We start from the raw sequence: 17,218 nt of genomic DNA on the forward strand, positions 1-17,218 counted from the left end.
CATAGATAACATCTTTATTGGTGTTGGGTGAAAATAAAATTTTGGTCAAAGCCTAAATCTTTTATTAGGGTTTCAATTTTAGTTGTATCTGTGTTAATTTTTACAATTTTTGAGCTATCAATACCCATTAATTCTAATTCTACCTTCAAAGATTTATGAATTAAAGGGTTAATAGTTGCTATGACTAAATAATCAAATTCATCATTCTGAATACTACTGATAGGATTTACGGTATTTTCTCCAACTTTTAAATCGTGAAAATCTACGTCAATCCATTTAATGATTTTAAAGTAATCTGTCTTTAAATTGGTAGATAATATGTGCTGTCCAAAAGAACCAGAACTATAAACAACAATTTTTGAACCTTTCTCAGTATTTAGAAAAGGATTAAACCAATAGCCCTGTTTTTCATTATATATAAGTCCTCCAGACCTTACTAATATCTGTGAATATAGATAATAAGTGATTTGGTTATTAAGGTTTTCCTCATCCAATACAGGACTTAACTTAGTTTTAAGATAATTCATTAAAAGTCCTAATCTATAATATTCAATTTTAGGATTTTCAATTGATTTTACAATGGAGTCATGCCTTTGTCTATAATAGTAAAGCGGTATTTTACTAATAGCTAATCGTTTTGAAAGTGCTAGGTAAGAATATGTAATTGCCGCATCTTCTCCCATAATGACTTCGTTAGGGATGCCGTATAAGACTTGTTTTAGAAGATCTTTTCTGAACAGTTTATTCCATACATAGGTGGACATGCCATGTTCACAAAATTCGCCGTTAAAAATAGCATTTGGCAAAATTTCGGATTTAATTTTGACTTCATCATAGAAACCAGGATTCTTTGGTTTTATGGTTTCTATTTTACCATCAAATTCTCTAAAATGACCAGTTACTACTAAATCAGCATCATTAGCTATAGCTAGTTTGTATAAAGTGTCGAGATAAAAATGATCCACCCAATCATCACCATCAACATAAGCAATATAAGTTCCCAAGGCGGCATCTAATCCTGCTTTTCTGGCTGATAAGAGTCCTCCATTAGGTTTATGAATTACTTTAATCCTGTTATCAGTTTCTGCATATTCATCACATATCTTAGGGCAATTATCAGGACTTCCATCATCTATTAACAACAACTCAAAGTCCTTAAAAGATTGCTCTAATAGACTTTCTATACACTTGGGCAAGTATTTTTCTATACGATAAATAGGAACAATGACACTAATTTTAATAGTACTCATAGTTTTTAAATTTTATTTAATTCAATATAAAACAGACCACTTCCGTTAGTATAATCTGATTTGTTCTCATCCCTTGCCGTTGTGACATAAAGGTTGCCCACATTATCAAAACAGCAGGAGGTTACATTTATAAAAGGGAGCTCAACTTTTTTTAGTTGTTCGCCATTCAAAGGATTCCATTGCGACACACAGGCACCACCCCATTCTGCAATCCAAAGCATTCCATTTTTATCCATGCACATTCCATCCGGATGACCAATATTATTAAATTCAATTACATAATCCACAAAGACTACATCACCTGTGTCAATATTATAATTGTATTTCGCAACCTTTTTGATTGGGGTATCAATAAAGTATAGCGTGCTGTTATCATTAGTAAAAGCCAATCCATTTGAAATGGTTGTATTTTTTATAATGGTTTTAGCAGTGCCATTATGATAAGAATATACATTACCAATGCCCTCAACTACTTTAGGGTAACCCATAGTGCCAATGATATATCTTCCTACAGCATCTTTAATACCATCATTGTAACGTACGTTATCGTTAATATCAATTTGAAATTTAAAAGACGATTTTAAGGTGCTAAAATCAATCTCATAGAATCCATTTTTAGAGGCAACTACGACCAGCTTTTTTGATTTGAGATAGACATTGCTTGTTGGGGAATCTAACTTAACACTGAGAATTTCTTTTGTTTTTGGATTATAGCAATACACAAGGTTGTCTAGTATCGAAACAAAATAAAGAAGTTCATTGTCCAAATCAAAAATTGGTCCTTCAAAAAGTTCGGCAGATTGGGAAAAGTAAATTAAGTGCGACGTCATTACAAATGATCTATATAAATTCTCCTCCAGTTACGCGCATAATTGATCCTGTAGTCATTGCAGAGTCATCTGAAATGAAGTGCATCACAGCAGGAACAGGATCGTAGGGATTTAGCATGCGTCCCATAGGAATAATTTCACTAGCATTAGCTTTTAATTCGTCTTCACTGATGCCTTCGCTTGCCCTTAACTCTAATTCACCTTCGGTATGAGTCCAGCCCATAACTAAATAATTGGATCTTATGCCATATTTTGCATAATGATGTGCCAAATGATTGGAAAGTGTGTAAAGGGCACTTTTGGTTAAGGCATAAGCTGTCCTATCTTCCTGTCCATAATCCATATGTGCTGAACCAAAAAATATTATCGACCCAGACTTATGTTCCATCATTGACTTTAATACATGCTTCAATAGAAAATATGGCGCCTTAAGATTAATATTAAAAACACTATCGAAGGTATCTTCATTCGTATCTATAATTGGCGATACAGGAGTTATACCAGCATAAAGCACTAGTGCATCTATTTTTTTAAATCTTTGAATAGTCTGATTATAATAGTCTTTTATACCGTCAATGGCATTGAGATCGATTTGATGAAAATATAATTGATTTTTAGAGTTGTAAGATTGAATAAGGTCTTCACCAAGTTTAGCATCACGACCACAAAAAGCAACATTATAGCCTTTGTTTATACATGATTTGAGAATTTCTTTTCCGACACCTTTGGTGCCGCCTAATAGCATAACAGTTTTCATAAAAACACTTGGCTAACTTGGTTAAGTTTATTGCGTCAAATCTAGCTATTTATTTTTAGTTTTTGAATCTTTTGTCTGTGTATTGGCGCTAAAATCCCATGAAATGTGAATAACTGATTTTTTTATCGACAAAAGTTGTTAGTAAAGGGCTTTTAACTCCGTTTTTTAGAATGCTATTGTTTAAACTCTGGGTATTAAGCATTTGATTTTGAGTTAATCAACTCTCAAAAGTGAGCTAGATTTTGAATCTCCAGTTATTGTGACGATGTAAAGATCTGCATTGTTGTCCTCATCCATGGTCTTGTATTTGTTATCACCTAGAAGGCCATTTGTAAACATTGGTGTTGTATTGCTATGCCCAACAATTAAAACTGTTCTGCCTTTTGTAGACGCATAGAATTCATTGGTATCCATTTTTCTAGGATCGTAATATGTAATTTCGATATTGTTGGCTTCAGCAGTAGGCTTTGCCGTTTCTTTTGTTCTGTTGTAATTGGTAGAATAGACCATATCAAATTTTATATTGTTGAACGTATTCGCCCAATTCTCGGCTCTTTTTTTCCCTGCTTCTGTTAGATGTGGGTCTTTATTAAATTTGTCAGACTGGTCTTTTTCGGCATGTCTAATCAGATAATAAGTTGTTGTTTGAGCTTCTTCAATAAATTTTTCTTCAAAAGGCCCTTCCCATATGACTTCTTCAATCATCCATTTGCCATCATCTTTCGATAGTAGCACATAATCAAGCCCCCAAGCTGCAGTCACTTTAGCTGCTGCAATATGATTGCTGATTTCCAATACCTTTACGCTGCGCATTTTTGTTTCGGTTCGTGTGCGCCCTTGATCTTTTAGGGTTTTAGCTAGCTTAAGCGCATTTTCATAACTTAAATGCTGATAGTATTTAAATTCTCCCGTTTCCTTATCCCTTAAATAACCAAACTTGTAGAGCCGTGGCTTAATGGCTGCTTTTAATTTAGTGGTGTCTCCTTGATAAAAACCATCAATATAGTTGTTTAGTGTAGCTTCTATTTGGGCTTTGTCTTGGCTTTCTTGAGCGTATAGCAAGAACGACAATAAAAATGACAGCGTTATGAGTAATGATTTCATCTTGTGAGTGATTGGTTAATTCACTCAAAAATAGTTTAAAAAAATGGTTTCTATTTAAAAGAATGTTAAATGAACTTATGCCAAATCTAAGGCAATCTCGATCATACTTTTAAAGGTGGTTTCCCGATCTTTACTTGTAGTGCGTTCACCAGTAACCAAAGAATCTGAAATAGTAAGAATTGCTAATGCATTTACATTGTGTTTAGCAGCTACGGTATAAAGACCTGCGGCTTCCATTTCAACACAAAGCACACCAAACTTAGACCATTTTTTGTAAGACTCGATATCATCCTCGTAGAATTCGTCCGATGATAAAACATTGCCTGCTTTTATAGGAATATTTTTGACTTTAGCTGCTTCGACGGCTTTAAGGAATAATCCAAAATCTGCTGTTGGTGCATAGTCAGCACCACCAAAACGCAATTCATTAACTCCAGAAGTAGAGGAGGCTGCCATAGCCAAAACAACATCCCTAATCTTTACGTCTTTTTGGTAAGAACCAGCACTTCCAACTCGGATTAAGTTTTTAACACCGTACTCTTTTATAAGTTCATTAGCGTAGATGGAAATACTTGGAATACCCATACCGCTTCCCATAGCTGAAATACGCTTGCCTTTATATGTGCCAGTATAGCCATACATGCCTCTAACTTCATTAAAGCAAAAATAATCTTCAAGAAAAGTTTCGGCAATCCATTTGGCACGTAATGGGTCACCTGGTAATAAAATAGTTTCTGCAATTTCGCCTTTTTTGGCACCAATATGTACACTCATGCTGTAAAGTTACACAAAGTGTTTTAAACTAATAGGCAGAATGTGAGGTTTGATTGGTCATCATCGCCACTCCTGAAGAAGCACCGATTCTATGTACTCCAACTTCTATATACTTTAAAGCGGTTTCTGTATCCCTGATTCCACCTGAAGCTTTTATTTTCAGTCGATCTTTAACACTCTTTTTCATAATCTTCACTGCAGTTAGTGTAGCACCACTTTTAGAGAACCCAGTTGATGTCTTTACAAAGTCTGCTTTCGCGTCTATACAGATTTCACAAGCTTTGACAATCTCATTCTTAGAAAGTTCACTAATTTCCAATATCACTTTTAGTGGTATTGGGCCAATGGCACGTTTTACATTGCTAATATCTTTAAGTACGGCGACGTAGTTTTTACTCTTTAAGCGACCAATATTCATTACCATATCTATTTCTGAAGCTCCTTCTTCAATGGCTTTTTTAGCCTCAAAAATTTTTGCTTCGGTGGACATCGCACCTAAAGGAAAACCAACAACTGTACAAACCTTAATATCAGAACGTCCTAATGCCTGTTTTGCAATAGGCACATAACTGCTATTAACACAAACAGAATAGAAATTGTATTTTAATGCTTCTTGACAAAGGTTAAGGATGTCGGCTTCTGTTGCAGTTGGACTCAGCAGGGTATGATCTATGTATCTATTTAAATCCATTTATTATAAGTAGGGTTTATAAAATGATTAACTATAGTAATTCCCTTTCTATCAGAGGGAAACTAAACAAGATTAATTAAACAATAAGTGTGTTGGAATTAAATAGCTCGATAAAATTAATGATTTATCCGTTAAAGTGTATGTTAAAATTTAAAATAAATTGTGCATTTCGTCGAAAAAAGTGTGTATGTCGATGCAAATACCTATAAAACAGAAGCTTATTTTATTACTTGTTATTTGCAATAAATTAGTCTAGAAAATTAAAGTTTTTTATTCATGATATTTATCAGTATTTAAGGCATTTGAAGCATTTATTTTTGTGGAAATTTAAATATTATACCATGAGAAATTTATTATTATATGTTTTACTACTAGGTTTTGTTTTTAACCTAAATGCACAAGAAACCGATACTACTGACGATTATAACAAATGGCAAGCGCGTGTTAGATTGATTTCTGTAATTCCATCACCTGGAGATGATATTGAGGGGGCTGATGTTGATATTAGTACTGCTTTTGTACCTGAAATAGATTTCACGTATTTCTTTAACAAAAATCTAGCTGTTGAGTTAATTTTAGGTACTGCTAAGCATGATGTGGATTTGAATATTGATGGAGGTGGCTCTCTTGATTTGGGGCATGTTTGGTTGTTGCCACCAACATTAAACTTACAATATCATTTTTATGCCGATGATTTTAAACCTTATGTTGGTGCTGGTGTAAATTATACTATATTTTATGGTATTGATGAAGGCGACTTAGATGACATAGATTATGATAACTCATTTGGTTTTTCCTTACAAGCAGGTTTGGACTATAATTTGAACGATAAATGGTTCTTAAACTTAGACTTAAAGAAATTGTTCCTTAAAACCGATGTAACCGTTAATGGCAGTCCAGATACTTCAGAAGTTAACATAGATCCTTTTATTGTTGGTCTCGGTGTTGGAATGAAATTCTAAAACTAATAATCTTATTGAAATAAAGAATAGCCTCACGTATTGAGGCTATTTTTTGTTGTAACCATTCTACCAAACATTATTGAAAAGCAGTAACCGTATAACCAGCTTGTCTCAGTAAATTAATTACTCCATTTTCACCTGCAAGATGCCCAGCTCCAACACCAAAAAATGTCGGTTGTTCCTTGGCAAAATCTCCGATTTTAGAAATCCAATTCTTATTTCGATTTTCTAGAAGTATATCTTGGTGATTAGAAACTGTTTTGTTGTTCTCATCGTTCATCATTTCTAACATTAATGAGATGTCTTCACTTTGATAAACCTCTAGTATCTTAGCAAAAATGGTTTTATCATATTCAAGATTATCTTTTGCCATTCTAATTAAATCAGCATACTGGTCTTCTAGAGGGATATCTTCAAAAACTTTAAGTTGCTCTTCAATAGTCTCCAAACCAAATATTTCCTCGTCTTGTTCTTCCGCTACTTTCATTAACTCAAGTTCGAAGGATTGCATTGGGCAATCAATCATTTGAGGATAAAACATAGATGTCAAATAAAATGGTCTAACGTTTTCCATCATTTTTAATGACATGTCCATGTTATTAATAAATAATGAATCTACAATTATGTAGTCCTCTTTTGAGACAAAGTCTTTAATAGTTTTACCATCAGAAAGATACATGTTAGTCAACATTTTTGCCTGCATACTAGGGTCGTCCATATCTAGTTCCATGACAATCTGAGAGGTTTCATCTAAAGCTTTTACAACATCGGCTTCCAAGGTGGCATCGCATGTTATGTGAATAGTGCCAAACAGATATGATGGTTTTTCTAAACCATTACCTTCAATTTTCCATAAGGTTGAATTTTCTAATTTTTGGGCATTTATAGTGAATATTGTGAGAAGTGTTACAATACTTAGCGATAAAATTCGTTGCATTAGTTAGAGTTTAAATTTTAAAGCATTTGTAGCCTTAAAACTAAATTTGTTACAAAAGGAAAGCAACACATCAAACTACCGATAGCTATTCGGCTTGAAATCTGTGTTGCTTAAACCAACCAATCATAATATAGACTGATTATAAGCGTTATTGTTACAGTATATTTAATTCAAGAAAGTCCTTTTTCAAAATGTCAGTCATTTGTTATGACTTGCTTACTATTCTCTTTTTCAATTATTTTATGTACCCATTTTATGGCCTTACTTAGATTATCAAAAATTCCAAACGGTTTATTGTAAAACTGACGTTCATATTCAGCATTGGCACGCATTTTAGGAGTTGCGGGAATTATCGCGACAGCTACCATATTCGATATTTTCTCAGCTTCTTTGTAAACCAATGGATTAACCGAGTAAGAGGTAATTCTGTTAGAAATATAGGCCATATTTTTATTCTTGAAATGCTTTTCTAGTACTTCATTAAAAATTTCGAGTTCTTCCTTATCTATACTTTCTCCTTCCTTGATTTGTTTGACTAAAAAATCATCAAAAACAAATATTTCAGCATGCCCAGAGTTGTAATAATGAAACAATCCCATATTGGTGTATATTTTGATTTAACCTAAGATACGAAACCTAGCCATAAAATAAAAGCAGTATAATTTTTACTCAAAACCATACTGCTCTTAATAAATTAGTCTGATTTACCAATTTAGAGTTCTTCAACTACAAGGTCCCCTTGATTTCTAAATACTAATTTATCATCAAATTCATCGAGTAAAATAATACTATCTGTTGTAACACGGCCAGCTAATATTTCTTTACTCAATTGATTCAATACTTCTTTCTGAATTACACGTTTTACAGGTCGTGCACCATACTCAGGATTATAGCCTTTTTCTGCTAAATATGCCCTGGCTTCTGGTGTCGCATCAAAAGTAATGCCTTGTTTGGCAATCATTTTAGTGACGCTCTTCAGTTGAAGCCCAACGATATCCACGATATTTTGCTTCGATAAAGGTGTAAACATGATGGTATCATCAATTCTATTCAAAAACTCTGGCCTAACACTTTGCTTCAGTAAACCAAGAACATCTAATTTAGCACTTTCAATGGCTGTTGGGATATCCTTTGTCGCTTCAAAACGCTCTTGGATAATCTGACTTCCTAAATTAGAGGTCATGATGATGATGGTATTTTTAAAGTCTGCGATGCGTCCTTTATTATCCGTTAAACGACCTTCATCTAATACCTGTAATAGGATATTAAAGGTATCTGGATGCGCTTTTTCGATTTCATCTAGCAGAACCACAGAATACGGCTTGCGTCTTACAGCTTCCGTTAACTGACCACCTTCATCATAGCCCACGTATCCAGGAGGCGCACCAACCAATCTACTCACGGCATGGCGCTCTTGATATTCGCTCATATCTATACGTGTCATGGCATTTTCATCATCAAATAGATATTCTGCTAAAGCTTTCGCTAGTTCGGTTTTACCGACTCCTGTAGTTCCTAAGAATAGGAATGTCCCAATAGGTTTATGAGGATTTTGTAATCCTGCTCTAGAGCGTCTTACGGCATCGCTCACTGCTTCAATAGCTTCTTCTTGACCAACAACACGCTTGTGTAGCTCATCTTCAAGTTTCAATAATTTTTCGCGCTCACTTTGAATCATCTTAGTCACTGGAATTCCTGTCCATTTGGCGACAACATCAGCAATATCTTCATAAGTCACCTCCTCTTTAATCAAAGCGGTTTCTTGTTGCTCTACCAATTGTTTTTGGAACTTTTCAAGTTGCTCAGTCGCTCCTTTTATTTTTCCGTAACGGATTTCGGCAACTTTGCCATAGTCACCTTCACGCTCGGCACGTTCAGCTTCTAGCTTATAGTTTTCAATATCTTGTTTTATATTCTGAACATTTTCAACGATTTCCTTTTCACTCTTCCACTTGGCATTCAACTCGTTACGCTCTTCTTTAAGATTTGCCAAATCCGCTTTTAAAGATTTTAATTTGATTTCATCTTTTTCGCGTTTAATAGCTTCGTGTTCAATTTCCAATTGCATAATCTTTCTGTCTAGAACGTCTAGTTCTTCTGGCTTGGAATTGATTTCCATACGTAGTTTTGAAGCAGCTTCGTCCATAAGGTCAATCGCCTTGTCTGGTAAAAATCGATTGGTAATGTAGCGGTTTGACAGCTCTACAGCACCAATAATAGCTTCGTCTTTAATTCGTACTTTGTGGTGTGTTTCGTAGTTGCCTTTAATACCTCTAAGGATGGAAATCGCACTTTCAGTATCTGGTTCTTCCACCATTACCTTTTGAAAACGACGTTCTAGCGCTTTATCTTTTTCGAAATATTTTTGGTATTCATCTAAGGTAGTAGCTCCAATGGCTCTTAATTCTCCTCTTGCTAGAGCAGGCTTTAGAATATTAGCCGCATCCATGGCTCCTTGGCCACCACCAGCACCAACTAAGGTGTGAATTTCATCAATAAAGAGTACAATATCTCCTTCGCTTGTAGTAACTTCCTTAATAACGGCTTTTAATCGCTCTTCGAATTCTCCCTTAAACTTGGCTCCTGCAATTAAGGCTCCCATATCCAAAGCAAAGATTTGCTTATCCTTTAAGTTTTCTGGAACATCGCCATCAATAATACGATGTGCTAAACCTTCTGCAATGGCAGTTTTACCTGTTCCTGGTTCACCAACTAGAATTGGGTTATTTTTGGTACGACGCGACAAAATTTGAAGAATTCTACGAATTTCTTCATCACGACCAATGACTGGATCGAGCTTAGCATCGCGTGCCAGCTGATTTAAGTTCTTTGCATATTTATTGAGGGAATTATAGTTGTCTTCTTGACTTTGGGACGTCACCCTATCTCCTTTACGTAATTCTTCTATACTAGCATTTAATCCTTTTTCGGTAACACCTTGGTCTTTTAAAATCTGAGCGATTTTGCTCTTCGATTTAAAAATCGCGAGAATGAGATGCTCTATGGATACGAAATCATCATTCATTTTTTTGGCGATAATAGAAGCTTCGTTTAGTGCTTTACCAGCTTCTCGAGACAACATAAGGTCTCCGCCCGAAACTTTAGAGAAACGCTCTAGTTCTTTGTCTAAAATCTGTTGAAGCATAGAGACGTTAACATTCAGCTTTTTTAGCAAGAACGGTAACACGTTTTCATCAACATCGAGAAAGGCCTTAAAAATATGCTCGTTCTCTATTTGTTGATGTCCAAAACCTTGGGCGAGTTGTTGTGCTCGCTGTATGGCTTCTTGTGATTTAATGGTATAATTATTAAAATTCATCTTTTTATTTGTTATTCAATTTTTTTGTTGTGTTTGACTATCTTTAGTCAATAATCTTACCATAGGAGGTTGGTAAGAAAAAAACGACAAAATGTCTGGTATAGTGTGCGATAGCGTGACGTTTTGTCTTTTTTGGTAAGCTATGTTATCACTCTATATTAAGAACCTCATATTTTTTATTCTCCAACCTGGGCTCGTGGTGGGTTTAATCCCATACATGTTGGTACGTTCAAAATTAAAAGCCATTTTAAACGATGATTTTGGCTTCTTAAGTTATTTGGGTATTATATTCATTATTTTAGGATTATCAATTGTTATCTATTGTATTTATAGATTTATTGTGGAAGGTAAAGGCACCTTATCACCAATACATAGAACAAAAGCATTGGTGGTAAAGGGAATTTATAAATACACTAGAAATCCTATGTACGTTGGAATTTTAATAGTGCTTATTGGTGAGGTTCTTTTTACAAGTTCTTTACGGCTTTTAGTTTACACCATTGTCGTGGCTGTTGCTTTTCACCTGTTTGTAATTTTTATAGAAGAACCTAGACTAACCAGAGATTTTAAAACCGACTATTTAAAATATATGAATAAAGTGAACCGTTGGTTTTGATTATAATTTAGATTCCTGCCTTGCGCCTCCGCTAAAGCTTCAGCGAACGCGGACGCAGGAATGACAAAAAAAGAAAAAGATGTTTAAAAAATGGTTTGGTTCTAAAGAGCCTAAGGAAGAAAAGATATTGCCATGGATCGCGCTTAACTCAGTTGAGCAACTCAATGCCATAGAAGAAAGATCTAAAACCAAAACGCAATTGATATTTAAGCACTCAACACGTTGCGGTATCAGTAGAATGGTGGTGAACCAGTTTATAGAACTATATGATTTAGAAACCAATGCCGATTTATATTATCTCGATTTATTGAATTATCGAGAGGTGTCTAACGAAACGGGTTATAAGTTTCAGGTGATGCACCAATCGCCTCAACTTTTGGTGATTAAGAATGGAGTAGTGGTGGCACATGCGTCTCATGGAGCAATTAATGATATGGATTTGGCTAGATTTGTATAAACTTAAATTAAATCTTCATTGATTTTAACTCAATAATGGAAGACCTTTTATACAATATATCTCAACATGCTTACTTAACACCAGAACTACAAAGGGCCATTTCAAATGCTTTTCAGCCCGTTGAGACTAAAAAAGGGGACAAAATTCTGCAAGAAGGTGAACGAGCTAACTATCTTTATTTTATTGAAAAAGGCATGCTACACAATTATTACTTTCATGATGATGGTCGACAGGTAAGCTCTTGGTTTTATTCTGAAAATCAATTTATAACAGCTTGGTCGAGCTTTTATTTGCAAAAACCAAGTTTTGAAACCATTGAATGTTTAGAAGACTGTGTACTTTATCATGTTAGTTTTACTGATTTTCAAAAACTAATCGCGGATTTCCCTGCTTTTGGAAATTTTGCACGTTTATTGGCCGAAGACATACTAGCAACCTTAGATGAATTTACCAAAAGTTGGTCTTTTCTCTCAGCAAAAGAAAAGTATCAATTATTGCTAAAACACTTTCCTCAAATAGAACTGCGGGTAAAACTGGGTCTCATCGCTTCTTTTTTGGGGATATCTCAAGAAACGTTAAGCCGAATACGGGCTCAACACTAATTTTTTGATATAGCTCAAAAAAATACTGTTTTTCCAATAGTACATTGCAGATCTAAATTTAAGATTTATGAGGTATTGGAAATCCATTATCGCCTTGGTCATTATGCCATTTGCTTTTTATTTTAATTGGGGTGCTTTCTATTTTGCTATTGTCTTTTTAATATGGAGTATTCAAGGAATTAAATCAAAAGTCGCTGTTTTTCTAGACCATGTTCCAAAAGATAAAAACCCATTTTTATTTTGGCTGATTTCCATAGTTTGGCTTGTGCTATCGTTGTTAAGTCTCGTTTATTCTGAACCGATAATGGATAGCTATTATGGATATTAAAAAAGTATTTAAAAGGTATAAATTTAGGTTATCGCTAACCTTATTTCTAATTCTTACTGAAGCTTTCATTGGTATTTTGGTACCGCTTTTTATTGGTTATGCTATAGATGGTGTCATAAATGAGGATTATTCATCCATATATTATCTTGGGGGTTTGGGTGTTTTACTAGTCATTATTGGCGGCGTACGACGATTTATGGATTCTCGTTTTTATGCCAAAATATATATTGATTTAAGCGCCAAACTTATGGTTGACAATTCTAACGAAGTATCTAAAAAAACGGCGCGTCTCAAGATGCTCAATGAAATTACCGAATTTATGGAAAACCAAATTCCAGAGCTGATTCAGCATACTATAGGATTATTTGGGGTAGCGTTTATTATTCTTTCACTCAATACCTATATATTTTTGATGGGCCTGGCTGCAAGTTTATTTGTACTGATAGTGTACTGGTTGAGTTCAAAAAAAATAACGACTTATAATTCCGATTACAATAATGAATTGGAAACACAAGTGAATACCTTAAATCTGTCGTCACAACATGAATTACAAAATCACATTACACGACTCACAAAAATCAATATCAAACTTTCAGATTTAGAAACTGTCAACTTTTCATTGAGTTGGATGATGATGATCGTTTTTTTGCTCCTTGCCATTGTCATTTCGGTTGCTGAGGGTATTACAGAATACGGTGCTTTATTTGCACTAATAATGTATGTTTATCAGTACATAGAAAGTGTAGTCAGTTTACCGTTATTTTATCAACAATGGTTGCGGTTAAAAGAAATTTATAAGAGGATAAACACTTTTTGATTTAAATCAAAAACTAACTTGGGTTATGGTTTTAACTTTGAGGTATAATTTGAAACCAAAACAGATGAAAACATACCATTTTAGCTTTATCGTTTTATTAGTGATTTTATCCTCTTGCAAGGATAACATACCAAAACAGAAGGAGCTAGCGATTGAAAGTCGAATTTCTTTAATGAAGCAACAAATAGACTCTACAAAGCAAGAGACTTTAAAAATTGAAAGCAAAACAAGGGTAAATAGCTTAAAAGCAGATCAAATACTAGGTGTTTGGGAAGTGAGAAGTGATCATAATATGGGTATTTATGAAATTGAAAAGCATAAGGATACTTATAGAGGAAAAATCCATTATTATAATGATGGAACGAATGAATATCTAGGAAATAACGATACATCCGATTACTTTTTGAGTGACTTAGTTTATGAAGATGGCATCTATCATAATGGTGAACTTTTCATGCCTGATGGTACAAATTATAAAGTTCGAATGCGCTTAAAGACAAATGAAGAATTAGAACTAAAAATGAATGTAGGTGTAGAGCCATACACTGAAATTTGGAAACGACAAAACAACAACTAAAATGAAACCCAATGCTATAATTTTTGCGGATTTATCTACTTATACACCAAAGACTACCATGGCGTTTTATGAAAATATATTCGGTTGGCGTTACTATAAAGACTACGATTATTATGTAGCTTATAAAGGTGATAAGGATGTTGTGGGCTTATACGAAACACCTGAAAAGTTTAAACAAATGCGGATGCCACATTTTTGGATGACCTATATTCAAGTGAATAATATAGAACGTACAGTCGCTAAAGCTCGTGAATTGGGTGGTATCATAGAAATGGAACAAACTATAGAGGGCTTAGGTAAGGTAGCTTTAATAAGAGATCCACAAGGAGCCGGATTTACCATTTATGAAGGCGACCATCTAAAGTCAACTAGAACTGAAGGTGAAGCCAATACCTTGATTTGGAACGAACTTCACGTTTCCGATGCCAAAAATACCATTCCATTTTACGAAAGTATTTTTGATTGGACTTTTATAAAGACCAGTAGTGACCATTATAAAATCTATACTCAGAACGACAAGCATATTGCTGATGCACTACAAATCCCAAACGACTACAAAGGCAAATATGAATATTGGGTTTGTACTTTTGGGGTTAGGGATTTGAAAACTACTAAACAAAATATTTTAGACCATGGTGGAAGCTTAGTAATCGATGAAGGTGAACGTATCCTACTTACCGACAATTCTGGGCAAGCCTTTTTCTATATCCAAGAGGTGTAGCACATAATTTCCTTAAAATTACGTAGTTCTACGTATTGCTTGTTGAACGTAAAACAGCTAATTTTATAAACGTATTGAAAAGCTTTTTATATCGTGCCCTAATAGGTTTACATTGATACATGCATTTTGTATAACACTATATCTTAAGAAAAACAAATGATATACAAAATGCATGATTTCGGATGTGTAACAATTCTAGTATTTATAAAGGCTAAGATATAAAAGTAATAAGCTAGTAAAGTATATAAAATACAGACTTATTTACGAGTTGGCATTAATTTGAGAAAATGAACAAATTCCTAATAATATTTTTCATTACCATATCCTGTTTGACTTTTGGACAAGCAGAACAGAGTATATTTTATCAAGACAAGGAAACTGTTCTCGAATATTTTCGGACAGAAACGATAAACGGAAAACTTGACTTTGAGTTAAAAATGAAAGAGGATGAAGCACCATTCTATCGTGTTGGAAATATTCTATATAACAGAAAAGATTTTGGAATTTTACTTTGGGCTCAAGCTATTAAACAAACCGAAAAGTTTTCAATAAAAGAATCCATAAAATTATGGGAAGAAATAAAGCAACGAAAACTTACTAAACCAGAAAAACGAGCTTTCAAGAAAGGGTTTAGTATGGAATTGGAAAAACCAAAAACACCCAAACAATCCGAATCAAAAATCGACTCTGATTTTATTGACTATGTAAAAGCTAAATGGAACAGACAGATTTTTGAGAAAGTGGAATTACCAAAATTTAATGGAATAAATGAATTTTATACACAATTAGGTAAACGGAATGAAGAAATACTATCTGACAAGTTTCTTAAAGTTCCGAGTTCTGACCTTTTGTTTGCTCATTATCTTGACATAAAACTCAAATGGAATTCATTCAATCGTGGAACTGATAAACTTTCCGTTGAACAAGTAATATCAAAAACGCTAGAGGAAAATCCCGAAAAGAATGAAATGCTTGCTTTTTATTACAAAACTATTTTTGCAAGTATTTTAAATAATCAAAGAAATATAGAATCTTATGATAAGAATATTGACTTTGAAAAATTAGGTTTAAACAATCAAGAGAGTTCAATATTGCTTTTATGTGCAATGAGACATTTAGGAAATCAAATGTCCGGATATTCATCAACAAATTTTCCTGATAACTGTTTTCGTGCAGATTTATTTCTAACTAAAATACCAAAGTTTAATGGAAAACTTTATTATGAATTCGAATTACCCGAGTTTGACGATTTTTCGATTAGAGTAGATAAAAGATATCCGAAAGTTAGCTTCAAAAAGAGATTTATTCCTGAATTTGAAAAAGCAAAAACGGAATATAAAAAATGTTTAAATAATAAAAACTAATGCAACAATGGCATAAACAATTGCTATTACAAGCTTATCCTGAAAATTCCGCAGGAATTTTCAGCTTGTCGTGTACTTGCAAAAGTTAGTGCTAACAAACGCAACTGTCCATAGCCGAGACCGTTGTAACCAATATTGACAAACGCCTATGGGAACTTGGGGAACAGGAATTTCTTCAAATGACGTTTACGAAGACATCAATTATGAATTCTTTGAATTGTACAATCAAGGAATGGAAGTTTCTGCCATAACCGAAAAGTTAATCAAGGAAAACAAAAAACTGATTGACTCTCACGAAGACCAAAACAATTTTTGGATTACCATAGCAAAATCTCAATGGGAATGTAAAGCTCTTGACCCGAAAATCTACAATCGAATTAAAGACATTGTGGAATCCGAAAAGGATATTGAATTATGGAAAGAACTTGACGCCTCGAAATCGGATTTGACAAAGCGGAGAAAAGTATTAGAAAACTTTCTGGAAAAAATATCAACCGAAAAGAAAACTGCACGAAAGAGAAAGGTTAAGAAAAAAAGGGATGCGATTTTCCAAAAAGGAGATTGTTTAATATTCAAATTAAGTGAAGGAGATTATTGTGGAGCGTTTGTCCTTGAATCAGAAAAAGAATCTGAATTCGGACTTAATTTGGTTGCGGTTACTGACATAAAAAAATCTGACAAACCAACTGAACAAGATTTTGAAAATGCCAAAATTCTTTTCGGTATGGAACAACATTCTAAAACCGAATACAGACCAAAAGAAAGAATAAGTTGGTATTACGCTCAACATTACAAAAAAGCAGAAATTGAAATCGAGATAATCGGACAATTAGACGTTGACAAGTATTATTCATCTTCGAGACATTATCAAAGCTTTTCGAATTGGGATAACCTGAAATTATTGCAAGACAGCTATTACTCGGACTTGGAAAAAAACAAGTGTGACGCGAATGTTCCACTAAAAAGTTTAAGAAAAAATACTGGTTACAACAATGACTATAATTCATTGTGGCAACGAGTTAAAACGAAGTTTAATTTATAAACTAAAGGTCTGGATTTCGTTGTGGAATAATCCTGCGGATGATTCCACAACGAAATCATAGCCGAGACCG

At 34.0% G+C, this 17,218-nt stretch carries 19 protein-coding genes; 10 read left to right on the top strand and 9 right to left on the bottom strand.

The features are described from left to right. Positions 1-14: 14 nt before the first annotated feature. The 6 genes from Q0992_RS08950 to deoC form a co-directional block, all read right to left on the bottom strand. Complete coding sequence (locus tag Q0992_RS08950) at positions 15-1,250, bottom strand: glycosyltransferase family 2 protein (RefSeq protein WP_299522682.1); 1,236 nt, start codon at positions 1,248-1,250, stop codon at positions 15-17. A 5-nt stretch (positions 1,251-1,255) separates the two neighbouring features. Further along, positions 1,256-2,080: an SMP-30/gluconolactonase/LRE family protein gene (locus Q0992_RS08955; protein WP_299522685.1), complete on the bottom strand. Its 825-nt coding sequence runs from the start codon at positions 2,078-2,080 to the stop codon at positions 1,256-1,258. 10 nt (positions 2,081-2,090) lie between these two features. Next, a complete protein-coding gene (locus Q0992_RS08960; protein ID WP_299522688.1) occupies positions 2,091-2,837 on the bottom strand; it encodes an SDR family NAD(P)-dependent oxidoreductase in 747 nt (248 codons plus the stop codon). A 213-nt stretch (positions 2,838-3,050) separates the two neighbouring features. Further along, a complete protein-coding gene (locus Q0992_RS08965) occupies positions 3,051-3,941 on the bottom strand; it encodes a histidine phosphatase family protein (protein WP_299522691.1) in 891 nt (296 codons plus the stop codon). Between the two features lie 75 nt (positions 3,942-4,016). Continuing rightward, positions 4,017-4,715, bottom strand: coding sequence for a purine-nucleoside phosphorylase (deoD, locus tag Q0992_RS08970; RefSeq protein WP_299522694.1), 699 nt, complete (start codon positions 4,713-4,715; stop codon positions 4,017-4,019). 28 nt (positions 4,716-4,743) lie between these two features. Further along, a complete protein-coding gene (deoC, locus tag Q0992_RS08975; protein WP_299522697.1) occupies positions 4,744-5,406 on the bottom strand; it encodes a deoxyribose-phosphate aldolase in 663 nt (220 codons plus the stop codon). Between the two features lie 341 nt (positions 5,407-5,747). On the opposite strand from deoC, the gene Q0992_RS08980 reads away from it, so the two are divergent. Continuing rightward, a complete protein-coding gene (locus Q0992_RS08980; protein WP_299522700.1) occupies positions 5,748-6,368 on the top strand; it encodes an OmpW family outer membrane protein in 621 nt (206 codons plus the stop codon). Between the two features lie 76 nt (positions 6,369-6,444). On the opposite strand, the gene Q0992_RS08985 is transcribed toward Q0992_RS08980, so the two are convergent. The 3 genes from Q0992_RS08985 to clpB form a co-directional block, all read right to left on the bottom strand. Further along, positions 6,445-7,305, bottom strand: a complete 861-nt coding sequence (locus tag Q0992_RS08985) for a TraB/GumN family protein (protein ID WP_299522703.1) — start codon at positions 7,303-7,305, stop codon at positions 6,445-6,447. Positions 7,306-7,499: 194 nt separating this feature from the next. Beyond that, positions 7,500-7,904: a hypothetical protein gene (locus Q0992_RS08990; RefSeq protein WP_299522705.1), complete on the bottom strand. Its 405-nt coding sequence runs from the start codon at positions 7,902-7,904 to the stop codon at positions 7,500-7,502. Positions 7,905-8,017: 113 nt separating this feature from the next. Continuing rightward, a complete protein-coding gene (clpB, locus tag Q0992_RS08995; protein ID WP_299522708.1) occupies positions 8,018-10,624 on the bottom strand; it encodes an ATP-dependent chaperone ClpB in 2,607 nt (868 codons plus the stop codon). A 142-nt stretch (positions 10,625-10,766) separates the two neighbouring features. On the opposite strand from clpB, the gene Q0992_RS09000 reads away from it, so the two are divergent. From Q0992_RS09000 to Q0992_RS09040, 9 genes are all read left to right on the top strand, one after another. After that, complete coding sequence (locus tag Q0992_RS09000; protein WP_299522711.1) at positions 10,767-11,240, top strand: isoprenylcysteine carboxylmethyltransferase family protein; 474 nt, start codon at positions 10,767-10,769, stop codon at positions 11,238-11,240. 79 nt (positions 11,241-11,319) lie between these two features. Continuing rightward, complete coding sequence (ytxJ, locus tag Q0992_RS09005) at positions 11,320-11,697, top strand: bacillithiol system redox-active protein YtxJ (RefSeq protein ID WP_299522714.1); 378 nt, start codon at positions 11,320-11,322, stop codon at positions 11,695-11,697. Positions 11,698-11,732: 35 nt separating this feature from the next. Beyond that, entirely contained in the window at positions 11,733-12,299 is a 567-nt protein-coding gene (locus Q0992_RS09010; protein WP_299522717.1) for a Crp/Fnr family transcriptional regulator, read from the top strand. Between the two features lie 67 nt (positions 12,300-12,366). After that, positions 12,367-12,627 (top strand): hypothetical protein, encoded by a 261-nt coding sequence (locus tag Q0992_RS09015; RefSeq protein WP_299522720.1) that lies wholly within the window; start codon positions 12,367-12,369, stop codon positions 12,625-12,627. Next, entirely contained in the window at positions 12,617-13,444 is an 828-nt protein-coding gene (locus Q0992_RS09020; protein ID WP_299522723.1) for an ABC transporter six-transmembrane domain-containing protein, read from the top strand. Before Q0992_RS09015 ends, Q0992_RS09020 begins: the two co-directional genes overlap by 11 nt. A 64-nt stretch (positions 13,445-13,508) precedes the next feature. After that, the gene (locus Q0992_RS09025; RefSeq protein ID WP_299522726.1) at positions 13,509-14,021 is read left to right on the top strand and encodes a DUF2147 domain-containing protein; all 513 of its coding nucleotides are present in this window, start codon (positions 13,509-13,511) and stop codon (positions 14,019-14,021) included. A gap of 1 nt (position 14,022) precedes the next feature. Then, entirely contained in the window at positions 14,023-14,742 is a 720-nt protein-coding gene (locus tag Q0992_RS09030; protein ID WP_299522729.1) for a VOC family protein, read from the top strand. A 287-nt stretch (positions 14,743-15,029) separates the two neighbouring features. After that, positions 15,030-16,106 (top strand): hypothetical protein, encoded by a 1,077-nt coding sequence (locus tag Q0992_RS09035; RefSeq protein WP_299522732.1) that lies wholly within the window; start codon positions 15,030-15,032, stop codon positions 16,104-16,106. A 148-nt stretch (positions 16,107-16,254) separates the two neighbouring features. Continuing rightward, positions 16,255-17,148, top strand: a complete 894-nt coding sequence (locus tag Q0992_RS09040) for a hypothetical protein (RefSeq protein WP_299522735.1) — start codon at positions 16,255-16,257, stop codon at positions 17,146-17,148. Positions 17,149-17,218: the final 70 nt, after the last annotated feature.

It is taken from the genome of Winogradskyella sp. (assembly GCF_028289625.1).
GTDB lineage: Bacteria > Bacteroidota > Bacteroidia > Flavobacteriales > Flavobacteriaceae > Winogradskyella.

Bases quoted from the DNA above. Each gene is read 5' to 3' on its own strand.
- Q0992_RS08960 (WP_299522688.1), bottom strand. From the start codon at position 2,837: ATGAAAACTGTTATGCTATTAGGCGGCACCAAAGGTGTCGGAAAAGAA.
- Q0992_RS08980 (WP_299522700.1), top strand. From the start codon at position 5,748: ATGAGAAATTTATTATTATATGTTTTACTACTAGGTTTTGTTTTTAAC.
- Q0992_RS09035 (WP_299522732.1), top strand. From the start codon at position 15,030: ATGAACAAATTCCTAATAATATTTTTCATTACCATATCCTGTTTGACT.
- Q0992_RS09000 (WP_299522711.1), top strand. From the start codon at position 10,767: ATGTTATCACTCTATATTAAGAACCTCATATTTTTTATTCTCCAACCT.
- deoC (WP_299522697.1), bottom strand. From the start codon at position 5,406: ATGGATTTAAATAGATACATAGATCATACCCTGCTGAGTCCAACTGCA.
- Q0992_RS09030 (WP_299522729.1), top strand. From the start codon at position 14,023: ATGAAACCCAATGCTATAATTTTTGCGGATTTATCTACTTATACACCA.
- ytxJ (WP_299522714.1), top strand. From the start codon at position 11,320: ATGTTTAAAAAATGGTTTGGTTCTAAAGAGCCTAAGGAAGAAAAGATA.
- Q0992_RS08985 (WP_299522703.1), bottom strand. From the start codon at position 7,305: ATGCAACGAATTTTATCGCTAAGTATTGTAACACTTCTCACAATATTC.
- Q0992_RS08990 (WP_299522705.1), bottom strand. From the start codon at position 7,904: ATGGGATTGTTTCATTATTACAACTCTGGGCATGCTGAAATATTTGTT.
- Q0992_RS08955 (WP_299522685.1), bottom strand. From the start codon at position 2,080: ATGACGTCGCACTTAATTTACTTTTCCCAATCTGCCGAACTTTTTGAA.
- deoD (WP_299522694.1), bottom strand. From the start codon at position 4,715: ATGAGTGTACATATTGGTGCCAAAAAAGGCGAAATTGCAGAAACTATT.
- Q0992_RS09020 (WP_299522723.1), top strand. From the start codon at position 12,617: ATGGATATTAAAAAAGTATTTAAAAGGTATAAATTTAGGTTATCGCTA.
- Q0992_RS08950 (WP_299522682.1), bottom strand. From the start codon at position 1,250: ATGAGTACTATTAAAATTAGTGTCATTGTTCCTATTTATCGTATAGAA.
- clpB (WP_299522708.1), bottom strand. From the start codon at position 10,624: ATGAATTTTAATAATTATACCATTAAATCACAAGAAGCCATACAGCGA.
- Q0992_RS08965 (WP_299522691.1), bottom strand. From the start codon at position 3,941: ATGAAATCATTACTCATAACGCTGTCATTTTTATTGTCGTTCTTGCTA.
- Q0992_RS09015 (WP_299522720.1), top strand. From the start codon at position 12,367: ATGAGGTATTGGAAATCCATTATCGCCTTGGTCATTATGCCATTTGCT.
- Q0992_RS09010 (WP_299522717.1), top strand. From the start codon at position 11,733: ATGGAAGACCTTTTATACAATATATCTCAACATGCTTACTTAACACCA.
- Q0992_RS09025 (WP_299522726.1), top strand. From the start codon at position 13,509: ATGAAAACATACCATTTTAGCTTTATCGTTTTATTAGTGATTTTATCC.
- Q0992_RS09040 (WP_299522735.1), top strand. From the start codon at position 16,255: ATGGGAACTTGGGGAACAGGAATTTCTTCAAATGACGTTTACGAAGAC.